This window comes from Mycobacterium sp. 1245852.3, assembly GCF_001669335.1.
Taxonomy (GTDB): domain Bacteria; phylum Actinomycetota; class Actinomycetes; order Mycobacteriales; family Mycobacteriaceae; genus Mycobacterium; species Mycobacterium europaeum_A.
On sequence record NZ_LZLL01000204.1, the window covers coordinates 21297 to 32001 of the forward strand.

General features: G+C 68.3%; 10 protein-coding genes and 1 pseudogene. 7 read left to right on the forward strand and 4 right to left on the reverse strand.

The features are described 5' to 3' along the window. The first annotated feature begins 88 nt into the window (after positions 1–88). Positions 89–1498 carry a glucose-6-phosphate dehydrogenase gene (locus tag A9W96_RS09430; RefSeq protein ID WP_066869061.1) on the forward strand — a complete coding sequence of 470 codons (1410 nt, stop codon included), beginning with the start codon at positions 89–91 and terminating at the stop codon, positions 1496–1498. A 16-nt stretch (positions 1499–1514) separates the two neighbouring features. Further along, positions 1515–2537 (forward strand): phosphogluconate dehydrogenase (NAD(+)-dependent, decarboxylating), encoded by a 1023-nt coding sequence (gene gnd / locus A9W96_RS09435; RefSeq protein WP_066869058.1) that lies wholly within the window; start codon positions 1515–1517, stop codon positions 2535–2537. Here gnd and A9W96_RS33270 read toward each other — a convergent pair. Beyond that, positions 2502–2696: pseudogene (locus A9W96_RS33270) on the reverse strand (gamma-glutamyl-gamma-aminobutyrate hydrolase family protein); the annotation flags it as partial. The gene gnd and the pseudogene A9W96_RS33270 overlap by 36 nt on opposite strands. A 58-nt stretch (positions 2697–2754) precedes the next feature. Beyond that, positions 2755–3618: an alpha/beta fold hydrolase gene (locus A9W96_RS09440; protein WP_067139234.1), complete on the reverse strand. Its 864-nt coding sequence runs from the start codon at positions 3616–3618 to the stop codon at positions 2755–2757. A 122-nt stretch (positions 3619–3740) separates the two neighbouring features. Here A9W96_RS09440 and A9W96_RS09445 point away from each other — a divergent pair, with 122 nt between their 5' ends. The 3 genes from A9W96_RS09445 to A9W96_RS09455 all read left to right on the forward strand — a co-directional run bounded on the left by A9W96_RS09445 (position 3741) and on the right by A9W96_RS09455 (position 6492). After that, entirely contained in the window at positions 3741–4217 is a 477-nt protein-coding gene (locus tag A9W96_RS09445) for a VOC family protein (RefSeq protein WP_067139237.1), read from the forward strand. Positions 4218–4325: 108 nt separating this feature from the next. Next, the gene (locus tag A9W96_RS09450) at positions 4326–5234 is read left to right on the forward strand and encodes an alpha/beta fold hydrolase (protein WP_066869156.1); all 909 of its coding nucleotides are present in this window, start codon (positions 4326–4328) and stop codon (positions 5232–5234) included. Between the two features lie 31 nt (positions 5235–5265). Further along, the gene (locus A9W96_RS09455) at positions 5266–6492 is read left to right on the forward strand and encodes a wax ester/triacylglycerol synthase domain-containing protein (protein WP_067139239.1); all 1227 of its coding nucleotides are present in this window, start codon (positions 5266–5268) and stop codon (positions 6490–6492) included. Here A9W96_RS09455 and A9W96_RS09460 read toward each other — a convergent pair whose 3' ends face one another. Both A9W96_RS09460 and A9W96_RS09465 read right to left on the reverse strand, forming a co-directional pair. Next, positions 6493–7107 (reverse strand): hypothetical protein, encoded by a 615-nt coding sequence (locus tag A9W96_RS09460; RefSeq protein WP_067139242.1) that lies wholly within the window; start codon positions 7105–7107, stop codon positions 6493–6495. Beyond that, positions 7104–8684, reverse strand: a complete 1581-nt coding sequence (locus A9W96_RS09465) for a pyruvate, phosphate dikinase (RefSeq protein WP_066881546.1) — start codon at positions 8682–8684, stop codon at positions 7104–7106. Before A9W96_RS09465 ends, A9W96_RS09460 begins: the two co-directional genes overlap by 4 nt. A 209-nt stretch (positions 8685–8893) precedes the next feature. On the opposite strand from A9W96_RS09465, the gene A9W96_RS09470 reads away from it, so the two are divergent. Together A9W96_RS09470 and A9W96_RS09475 are read left to right on the forward strand one after the other, a co-directional pair. Then, a complete protein-coding gene (locus A9W96_RS09470) occupies positions 8894–9415 on the forward strand; it encodes a DoxX family protein (protein WP_066869040.1) in 522 nt (173 codons plus the stop codon). A 120-nt stretch (positions 9416–9535) separates the two neighbouring features. Next, the gene (locus tag A9W96_RS09475; RefSeq protein WP_066869037.1) at positions 9536–10087 is read left to right on the forward strand and encodes a hypothetical protein; all 552 of its coding nucleotides are present in this window, start codon (positions 9536–9538) and stop codon (positions 10085–10087) included. Positions 10088–10705: the final 618 nt, after the last annotated feature.

Sequence of the window (10705 nt, forward strand, 5' to 3'; positions counted from 1 at the left end):
CCCTATCGGCAGTGTCTAGTGTTGAGTCCGCCGGCCGCGGGTAGTGATCTCAAGGGAGCCGATCAGGTGACTTTCGGGAGGAGCGGTTTTGGCCGACGACGACAGTAACCCATCTGACCTGCTGGTGATCTTCGGAATCACCGGGGACCTGGCGCGGAAAATGACGTTCCGGGCGCTGTACCGGCTCGAGCGCCGCGACATGCTGAACCACCCGATCGTGGGCGTGGCGAGTGACGACATCACCCTCGAACAGCTGCAGGACCGGGCGCGCGACGCCATCAAGGCATCGGGGGAGCAGTTCGACGACGCGGTCTTCGATCGGCTGGCGGACCGGCTGTCCTACCTGCACGGCGACGTCACCGACGCCGGCCTCTACACGCAGCTCGCCAAGAAGATCCCGTCGGATTCCCATCCGCTCTACTACCTGGAGATGCCGCCCGCCCTGTTCGCGCCCATCGTGGAGAACCTGGCGAAAGCCGACCTGCTGGAGCGGGCCCGGGTGGCGGTGGAAAAACCGTTCGGCCACGACTTGGACTCGGCGCGCGACCTCAACGCCCGACTGCGCGCGGTTCTCGACGAAGACCAAATCCTGCGCGTGGACCACTTTTTGGGCAAACAACCCGTCGAGGAACTGCAATACCTGCGGTTCGCGAACAACGGCCTGGCCAAGCTGTGGGACCGCGACAGCATCTCCGAAATCCACATCACCATGGCCGAGGATTTCGGGATCGAGGACCGCGGCAAGTTCTACGACGCGGTGGGCACGCTTCGCGACGTGGTGCAAAACCACCTGCTGCAGGTGCTTGCCCTGGTCGCCATGGAGCCCCCGGTCGGCGCCGGCGCCGACGACCTGAACGACAAGAAGGCCGAGGTCTTTCGGGCGATGCCCGCCCTGGATCCGGAGCGCTGCGTGCGCGGACAGTACCGCGGCTACACCGATGTCGCCGGTGTCGCAAAGGATTCCACCACCGAGACCTACATTGCGCTGCGGACCGAGATCGACAACTGGCGGTGGGCCGGCGTGCCGATTTTCCTACGCGCCGGAAAAGCGTTGCCGGACAAGGTCACCGAGGTCCGGATGTTTCTGCACCACGTTCCGGGCTTTTCGTTTCTGCCCAATCGCCGCCCGCCCGAGTGCAATCAGATCGTGCTGCGCATCGACCCCGATCCCGGGATGCGGCTGCAGTTGTCCGCGCAGGCCGGCGATTCCTGGCACGACGTTCACCTGGATTCGTCGTTCGCCGAGGATCTCGGCGAACCGGTACGGCCCTATGAACGCCTGCTTTACGCCGCGTTCAACGGCGATCACCAGTTGTTCGCCCGCGAAGACGCCATCGAAGAGACGTGGCGAATCGTGCAGCCGGTGCTGGACAAGCCGGGCCGAATCCATCACTACGACCAGGGCTCCTGGGGGCCCGAGGCCGCGAAGGCGCTGCTGCGTGGTCACCACAGCTGGCAAGAGCCGTGGCTGCCGCGCAGCACGCCCAAGGAACAGTAAGGAGACGAGGGACACGATGCAGCTTGGAATGATCGGCCTCGGCCGGATGGGCGCGAACATCGTCCGCCGCGTGGTCAAGGACGGACACGAATGTGTGGTCTACGACCACAATCCCGACGCGGTCAAGGCGATGGAGGGTGAGGACAAAACCACCGGGGTGTCCTCGCTGAAAGAACTCGCCGAGAAGCTGAAGGCACCGCGACTGATCTGGGTTATGGTCCCGGCCGGAACCATCACGACCGGGGTGATCGACGAGCTGGCCGAGACGCTGGACTCCGGAGACATCGTCATCGACGGCGGCAACTCCTACTACCGAGACGACATCCGTCACGCAAAGACGCTGTCGGAGAAGGGAATTCACCTACTCGACTGTGGCACCAGCGGCGGCGTGTGGGGTCGGGAGCGCGGCTACTGCCTGATGATCGGCGGCGACGACGAGGCTTTCCTGCACGCCGAGCCGATCTTCGCCAGCGTCGCACCGGGCGTCGACGCCGCGGCGCGCACGCCGGGCCGCGAAGGCGAGGTCGAGCGGTCGGAGCAGGGCTATCTGCATTGCGGCCCGTCCGGCGCCGGGCACTTCGTGAAGATGGTGCACAACGGCATCGAGTACGGCATGATGGCCTCGCTCGCCGAGGGGCTGAACATCCTGCGCAACGCCGACATCGGCAAGCACGTGCAGGAGGGCGACGCCGAAACCGCGCCGCTGGAACACCCCGAGTTCTACCAGTACGACTTCGACATTCCCGAGGTCGCCGAGGTGTGGCGGCGCGGCAGCGTCATCGGCTCCTGGTTGCTGGATCTGACGGCCATCGCGTTGCACGAATCGCCGGACCTGAAGGAGTTCTCCGGCCGGGTCTCCGACTCCGGGGAGGGCCGCTGGACCGCCATCGCGGCGATCGACGAGGGAGTGCCGTCACCGGTGCTGACCACCGCGCTGCAGTCCCGCTTCGCCTCGCGCTCGCTCGACGACTTCGCCAACAAGGCACTCTCGGCGATGCGCAAGCAATTCGGCGGGCACGCCGAGAAGCCGGCGAACTAGCGGCGATCGCGAGGGCGGCGTAGCCGGGCGAAGCGGGTCGCCGCCATCGAACTCGCGGCGATCGTGAGGTCGGCGTGGCCGGGCGAAGCGGGTCGCCGCCATTGAACTAGTGGCGGTTGACGAGGTCGGCGTGGCCGGGCGAAGCGGGTCGCCGCCATTGAACTAGTGGCGATCGCGAGGGCGGCGTGGCCGGGCGAAGCGGGTCGCCGCCATCGAACTAGCGGCGGTTGACGAAGGCCACCACCGCGTCGCTGAACGCGTCGTTGTCGTCGCCGGCCGCGGTGTGGCCGGCGTTGGACAGCTCGACGAATTCCGCGCGCGGGACGGTAGCCAGGAAGTGCCGCACGCCCTCCGGGCTCACCACGTCGGACAGCTTTCCGCGGATCAGCAACACGGGAATGGTCAGACTCTTGGCGGCCTGCTCGAAGCTCTCGGTGCGCAGTTCGGGATCGTCGCCGGGCTTGGTCATGAACGCCGGGTCCCAGTGCCAATACCAGCGGCCGTCGCGCAGGCGCAGGTTCTTCTTCAGGCCCTCGGGGCTGCGTGGCTTGCTCCGGTAGGGCAGGTAGGCGGCGACGGCGTCGGCCGCCTGCTCCAGCGAGTCGAAGCCGTCGAGGCCGCTGAACATGAAGTCGCGGATGCGGGCGCTGCCGCCCTTTTCGAACCGGGGCACCACGTCGACGAGCACCAATCGGGTGACCCTCGCCGGACCGGCCCGGTACGCGGCCAGGATGCCGGTCAGGCCGCCCATGCTGGCCCCGATGATGGTCACCGGGCGACCGATCGCCTCGAGGACCCGCATGACGTCGCCCGTCAGCGTCTCGATCTCGTAGTCGGCGTCGGGCGAGCGCGCGCTGTCCCCGTGTCCCCGCGAGTCGAGCGCTACCACGTGCAGCCCCTCATCGGCCAGCGTTTGACCGGTGTTCTTCCAGGAAAACCGGTTCTGGCCGCCCCCGTGCAACATCAGGATGCTCGGCCGCCCGGCACCGCCGGAGCCGCGATTCCATTCGTCGGCGACCAGGGTGATCCCGCCGACACCGGCAAACTCAACCGTCTCGGGACTGCTGCTGACGGTACTCATGCGATCTGACGTTACATAGGCCGGTTAAGCACTGTTGCGCGGGTGGACGACGCGGTGAGTTTTCGTCGGCGCCCGGGTCTAGCAATGCAGAAACGCACGAGCCGTCAAGGAGGCCGAAGGACATGCCATCGATCACCCCGTCGTTGTGGTTCGACGACAACCCGGAGGAAGCCGCCAAGTTCTACACCTCGGTGTTCCCCAACTCCCACATCGAGGGTTTCAACCAGACCACCGACGCCGGACCTGGCGAACCCGGGACCGTCCTGTCCGGCAGCTTCGTGCTGGACGGCACCCGGTTCATCGGGATCAACGGCGGTCCGCACTTCCAGTTCAGCGAAGCGGTGTCCTTCACGATCCACTGCAAGGACCAGGACGAGGTCGACTACTACTGGGACCGGTTGACCGACGGGGGCGAGGAATCGCAATGCGGCTGGCTCAAGGACCGCTTCGGGCTGAGCTGGCAAATCGTCCCGGACCGGCTCTACGAACTGATCAGCGATCCGGATCGCGACCGGGCGGCGGCGGCCACCAACGCGATGTATGGCATGCGCAAGATCGTCGTCGCCGAGCTGGAGCGGGCCGCCGCACTGCAACAGTGAAAACCGCTGATACAGCGGTGTTTTGACGCCATATCGACCAGGGTCGGTGCGTCGCGCGGCCGCACAGGTTAGGTTGATCCCTGCGGAGACGTCGAGCAGGGAGTGAACATGGCTGAACCAGGCTGGATCGACGTGACCGGGCCTGCGGGCGATCTCAAGTGCCTCACCTGGGGGCCGAACGACGGTCCCATCGCGTTGTGCCTGCATGGCTTCCCCGACACGCCCTATGGCTGGCGCAAAGTCGCGCCGCGGCTCGCGTCGGCGGGCTGGCGGGTGGTCGCGCCTTTCATGCGCGGATACGCGCCGTCGTCGATCCCGGTCGACGGCAGCTATCAGGTCGGTGCGTTGATGGACGACGCCCTGCGGGTCCGTGAGGCCGCGGGCGGCACCGACAACGACGTGATCATCGGCCACGATTGGGGCGCGATCGCCGGGACCGGGCTGGCCGCCATGCCCGACAGCCCGTTCACCAAGGCGGTGATCATGTCGGTGCCACCGTCGGCGGCGTTCCGGCGGCGCGGGGGTGGCGCCGCCGAGCGGGGCCGGCTGGCGGCGCATCTGGCGCGCCAGGTGTTCCGCAGCTGGTACATCGTGTACTTCCAATTGCCTTGGCTGCCTGAGCGTTCCGCGTCCTGGGTGTTGCCGCTGCTGTGGCGGCGGTGGTCGCCCGGTTATCGCGCCGACGAGGATCTGCGGCACGTCGACGCCGCGATCGGGGCGCCGGAGAGCTGGCGGGCGGCGCTGGGACCGTACCGCGCCACCATCCGCAACACCCGGCCGTCGGCGCGGTATGCCGAGCTGAATCAGCTGTGGACCGAAGAACCCCTGCTGCCCTGCCTGTACCTGCACGGCCGCGACGACGGTTGCATGACACCGGCTTTCACGCGCTGGGCCGAAAAGGTGTTGCCCCCGGGCAGCGAGGTCGGCATCGTCGAACATGCCGGGCACTTCCTGCAGCTTGAACAGCCCGACAAGGTCGCCGACCTGGTGCTCGGGTTCATCGGTTCGCCGGGCTGACACCGTGGCCATCGCCGTACCGGGGCACCGGATGGCCGCCGTCGACGCGCAGTTCTACTGGATGTCGGCCGAGATCCCCAACGACGAGTTCCTGCTCTACGCCTTCGACGGCGAGGCCGCCGACTACCCGAACGCCGTCGAGCGACTCCGCGGGCGGGCCAACGCCGAGCCGGCGCTGACGATACGGCTGAAAGACCGCGGCCGGTTGCGCTACCCGCGGTGGGTGCCGGCGGCCGTCACGCCCGAGCAGGTCGTCCGCCACGAGTTGGCCCATGACAGCTGGGACGGCGTGCTGGCCGCGGTCGCCGGCCTCGCGGCCGACCAGCTGGACATTCGCCGGATGGCCTGGCGGCTGCACGTTTTCACCCCGGTGCGCGGCATTCCGGGCGTCGCCGGACCGGGGACGGTCGCGGTGCTGCAGGTCGCGCACGCGCTGGCCGACGGCGCCCGCTCCGCGGCCATGGCGGCCTGGCTGTTCGGCAGGTCCGAGCCGGTGCCGCCGGTGCCCGTCCCACGCCCCGGGTTCCTGCCCTGGCGGGCGGTCCACGCGGCGCGGACCCACCGCGCGCTGGAACGCGACATCCGCGCGGGCCGGCTGGCCGCCGGGGCCGGGTCGCGTCCGGTGCTGCAGACGAACGCATGTCCCGGCGGCGCCCGCGCGGCGCGGACGTTGGTGCGTCATCGCTCCCAGCTGCCGGGCCCGACGGTCACCGTGGGCGTGCTGAGCGCGATATCCCAGGCCCTCGCCAACCTGCTTGGTGGGCAATGCGATTCGCTGGGCGCCGAGGTGCCGATGGCCAAGCCCGGCGCGGCGCGGGCGTACAACCACTTCGGCAACGTCGTGGTGGGGCTGTACCCCAGCCTCGGACCGAACGCGCGCGCCGAACGGATCGCGGCCGACCTGGCCAACGGCCGGCGCCGGTTCGAGCACCCGGCCACCAGGGCCGCCGACCTCGCGTTCGCCGCGGTGCCCGCCGGCCTATTGCGGTGGGGCATCGGGCAATTCGATGTACACGAGCGCGCGACCCAGGTGTCGGGTAACACCGTGGTGTCCAGCGTCAACCGGGGGGCGGCCGATCTGAGCTTCGGCGCGGCCCCGGTAGTGCTGACGTCGGGATATCCGGCGCTCTCGCCGATGATGGGGCTGACGCACGGTGTGCACGGCATCGGCGACACCATCGCGATCAGCGTGCACGCGGCGGCATCGGCCGTGCCCGATATCGATGCCTACCTGGCGCTGCTGGACGCGGCGCTCTAGCTATTGCGCATCACCGGATCTGGCGGCTTCTTCGCGGGTCAAACCGACGGCGCCGATCAGCTCTTCGTGCAGCTCGAACCACACGGTGTGGTAGGAGTCGATCAGCGGACGGGTCAGCCACGTCGTCTCCCCGGCCCGCACTTTGTCCAGCGCCGCAAGCAGTTTCGTGCCGTAAGCGCGCAGCCTCGGCAGCTGCGCCGCGGCCGCCTCGACGATCGGCATGGTGCGGGCGTGCACGTCGTCGAGGCGGGCCAACACCGCGGCGTCGTAGTCGGCATCGTCATGGGCGTTGGGAGCGCCGCCGGGGCCGCCCTTGAGCTGCCAATCCGTCACCAGGCGTTTGAAGTCGGCGTTGACCGCGCGAAAGTCGGCATAGGCGGCGGCCATGGCGGTCGAATCGATGCCCGCGCGCTCCTCGGCGAGCAACGCCGCGAGCCTGTCGCTGCCGGCGGAGGTGATCCGTAACGTCACGCCTTCGGTCAGCAGTCCGGCCGCGGCCAGCCGCTCGACGGTGGGAGTGATGGCGGCCAGGTCGGTGCCCAGGGTCGCGGTCAGGTCGGCCGGACTCACCCGGCCCTTGAGCCGAACCGCTTGCAGCACCTCCAATTCCGTCATTGTGCTGGTTTCGATGCCAGGCGCAGCGCGGTCAGCATCACGATCAACGGGGTCGCCGAAACCACGTCGGCGTGCCCGGCGTCCAGGGCGGCGCGCACGGCGGCCTCGGAGCTGTCGTCGAGCCGCACGTGGTCGCCCGCCGGGTGGGCGCGCAGCGGGCTGAGCGGCCGCGCGATGTCGGCCAGTTCCCGCAGTTCCGGCGTATCGTCCTCCGACCACGCCGACAGGCTCAGCTTGCCTTCGCGCACTTCGCCTTCCGCGCCGTCGACGGTGATCTGCTTGCCGGCCAGCGCTGCCGCTACCCCCTGGCCGCAGCCCACCACCGCGACCCGGCCCAGTTCGCGGCTGACCACGGCCGCATGGCTGGAGGCCCCGCCGACCTCGGTGACGATGGCCTGCGCGGCCAGCATGCCCGACACATCTTCGGGCCGGGTGTGGTCACGCACCAGGATCACCGGCTCGCCGCGATCGGCGGCGCGCAGCGCCTCATCGACGTCGGTGTACGCCGTTCCCGAGGCCACGCCCGGGCAGGCCGGCACTCCCTTGGCCAAAAGCGGTGCCGCCAAACGTGTCTCGGGCTGCAGCGCCGGTTGGAGCAGGGTCCGGACATGCGCGGGGGTCACCCGCCGCAGCATCTCCGCATCGTCGATGAGTCCCTCGTGCCGCAGTTGCAGCGCCGAGCGCACCGCCGCCTGTGCCGAACGCTCCGCCGAGCGGGTCTGCAGCAGCCACAGCTTGCCGTCCTCGACGGTGAACTCGATCTCCTGGATGTCGGCCTCCAGCCGCTCCAGGCTGCCGGCGGCAGCAAGCAACTCGTCGTAAACGGCCGGCTGTTCGTCGCGCAGCGCGACGATCGGTTCGACGTCGACCGATCCCGAGACCACGTCGTCGCCCTGGCCGCCGGGCAGCCATTCGCCGAACGGCTCGTTGTCACCCGTTATGGGGTTACGCGAAAAGAACGCTCCAGCACCGGAATTGGGGCCGAGATTGCCGAAAGCCATGGCCTGCACGACGACCGCGGTGCCGTGCTGATCGTCGATTCCGTAGTGGGCGCGGTAGGCGATCGCGCGCGGCGAATTCCAGGAGGCGAACACCGCCTCGATGCCCGCGCGTAACTGTGCGTACGGATCGGAGGGCACCGATTCGTGTTCACCGACGCCGACGATGCGCCGATACATTTCCGTGAACCGCCGTCGGGTATCGCGGGCGAAGGCCTGGTCGCCGGCTGCCGCCAGCGCCTGCTCGACGGCATCGTTGATGCCGAGGTCAAGGATGGTGTCCATCATGCCCGGCATCGACTGGGTGGCTCCGGAGCGCACGCTGACCAACAGGGGCTGCGGGCCACGCCCGAACGTGCGCGAGGTTTGCGCCTCGAGCCAGCGCATCCGGTCCAGAACGTCGTCCCAGATGGCGTCCATGGTGGCCACTGGGTCGGCGAGATAGCGCAGTCCCACCGCGGTGGTGATGCAGAACGCCGGCGGTACCGGCAGGTTCTGCCGGCGCATCGCGTCGATGCCGTGGCCCTTGTTGCCCAGCAACTCCCGCGGGTGGCTCGACCTTCCGTCCAGCGACACCACGGAGTGCTCGATGGGCGGGACTCGTCTGCTTGACGCGTGGGTGCCGCCTCGTGCGATACGAGCCGTGGTGCACCCCCTTTGTGGCATACCTACTGATCGGGCCGACGTCGGAACGCCCGCAATGTTCCCACACGGACCAGCGGATTAAGCGACGTAGCTGCTCGGCGGCTCTTGTCCTGCCACCCATCCCATGATCTAGGTTTACAACTATGACTTCATATGACACGTTCCATGACGTCGGAGTACTGATCCTGCGGCTGGTGTTGGGCGTGACTTTGGCTGCGCACGGCTACAACAAGTTCTTCGGCGGGGGACGCATCCCTGGCACCGCGCGCTGGTTCGAAAGCATCGGCATGAAGCCCGGTAAGTTCCACGCCACCGTGGCGGCGACCACCGAAATGGCCGCCGGCCTGGGACTGGCCGCCGGCTTTCTGACCCCGATCCCCGCGGCGGGCTTCGTCTCGCTGATGCTGGTCGCGGCCTGGACCGTGCACCGCGCCAACGGCTTCTTCATCGTCAAGGAGGGCTGGGAGTACAACCTGGTGCTGGCGGTCAGCGCCGTGGGCGTGGCCACCCTGGGCGCGGGCAAGTACAGCCTGGACTACCTGGTCTTCGGGAAGAACTGGTTCGACGGCTGGCAGGGTCTGGCGATCTCGGCGGGGCTTGGCCTGCTTGGGGCGATCGGCCAATTGGCGATCTTCTATCGGCCGCCGGCCAAGCAAGCCGGTTGATCTCGCCGCTGATGTCGCCTGGCGATGCGCTGCAGCTCAGAGCGCCTCTATAAGAGGCGCCGTGCGCGACTAGGAGTTAAACTCACCGCCGTAGCTCTTTGCCCAGCAAAGGAGGCACCCATGGCCCGCCTGCGTTCCCGACTGGCCCGCGCGGGCGTGGTTACCGCCATGACCGGTCTGACCGCCACTGGGTTAGCCACGACGGCCGCGGCCGACCCCGCCAATAATCCGGCCGACGTGCAGACGCTGATGAGCCACCTCTCGGGCGGCTACACCCCCGCCGACTGCCACCCCGCCGGCGCGCACTCCGCCGTGGCGGTAGCCGCGGTCAACTGTGACAACTACAGTCACGATCCCGGCGGCCCCTGGAACGCGGATTACCTGCTGTACGCCAACACCGACGATCTGAACGCCGACTTCCAGCGCAGCCTCACGGAGGCCCCGCAGACTCTGGCGCAACCGTTCCCTGATGGCACCAAGGGGCCCACCGAGTGGAATCGCGGCGGCCATAACGGGTCGGTGGTGTTCCTCGGCACCGGCCGAGACGACGGCGTCTATCTGGTCTGGACGGACATCCCCGCGCGGACGCTGGTGGTCGCCGAGCAGGGCATCGCCCCGGAGAGCACCCAAGCCGCTCTGTACGACTGGTGGCAGGCCGAAGGCGTTCGCTGATTCGAGTTCGCACCAATTGTGGAGGTGGTCGAATGGTCTCGGAGGAAAGAGCTACTCGGGGTGCGCCACCGCGCCACAAAGCCGCGCTGCGGCTCTATATATTCACCAGCGAAAAATTAGGATCGGGTGCCATGGCGAATCGAACGGGCAGGGCCGCAATGTGCGTTGGTGCCGTGCTTGCACTGGGACTCGGGGGCATCGGTGGTGTGGGTATTCCGCGTACCAACGCCGCCCCCGCGCCGATCGAGGTCGCCCCTGCGCCGATCGCGGCCCCGACGCCCGCATCGCCCGACGGCGTTTGCTGCAACGACGCCGTCCAACCCCAAGCAAGCGGCTCGGACTGCATAATCGGCCTGAACTGCGGCCAAATTCGGCCGCGTCCTCGCCGGACGGCGCCGGCGCCCCTTCCTCCGCCTCCTCCGCAGCAATAGTCTTACCCGGCGCTGCCTTCGCTCGGGTCTGACCGCTCGAGCTTTACGTCGTGCCGTCTCCCTCGCTCAGTAGATCCTCGGGGTGGTGGAAGGTGTTGGTCCGCGGTTGGCCGCGGTCGAGGTGTGGTGGTGGGATCCATTCGGTGTCGCCGTTGGCGCGTTTTTGGGTGGTCCAGCCCTGCCCGAT

Excerpts from the sequence above, each read along its gene's own strand:
- gnd (WP_066869058.1), top strand. The coding sequence starts at position 1,515 with ATGCAGCTTGGAATGATCGGCCTCGGCCGGATGGGCGCGAACATCGTC.
- A9W96_RS09440 (WP_067139234.1), bottom strand. The coding sequence starts at position 3,618 with ATGAGTACCGTCAGCAGCAGTCCCGAGACGGTTGAGTTTGCCGGTGTC.
- A9W96_RS09445 (WP_067139237.1), top strand. The coding sequence starts at position 3,741 with ATGCCATCGATCACCCCGTCGTTGTGGTTCGACGACAACCCGGAGGAA.
- A9W96_RS09450 (WP_066869156.1), top strand. The coding sequence starts at position 4,326 with ATGGCTGAACCAGGCTGGATCGACGTGACCGGGCCTGCGGGCGATCTC.
- A9W96_RS09455 (WP_067139239.1), top strand. The coding sequence starts at position 5,266 with ATGGCCGCCGTCGACGCGCAGTTCTACTGGATGTCGGCCGAGATCCCC.
- A9W96_RS09460 (WP_067139242.1), bottom strand. The coding sequence starts at position 7,107 with ATGACGGAATTGGAGGTGCTGCAAGCGGTTCGGCTCAAGGGCCGGGTG.
- A9W96_RS09470 (WP_066869040.1), top strand. The coding sequence starts at position 8,894 with ATGACTTCATATGACACGTTCCATGACGTCGGAGTACTGATCCTGCGG.
- A9W96_RS09475 (WP_066869037.1), top strand. The coding sequence starts at position 9,536 with ATGGCCCGCCTGCGTTCCCGACTGGCCCGCGCGGGCGTGGTTACCGCC.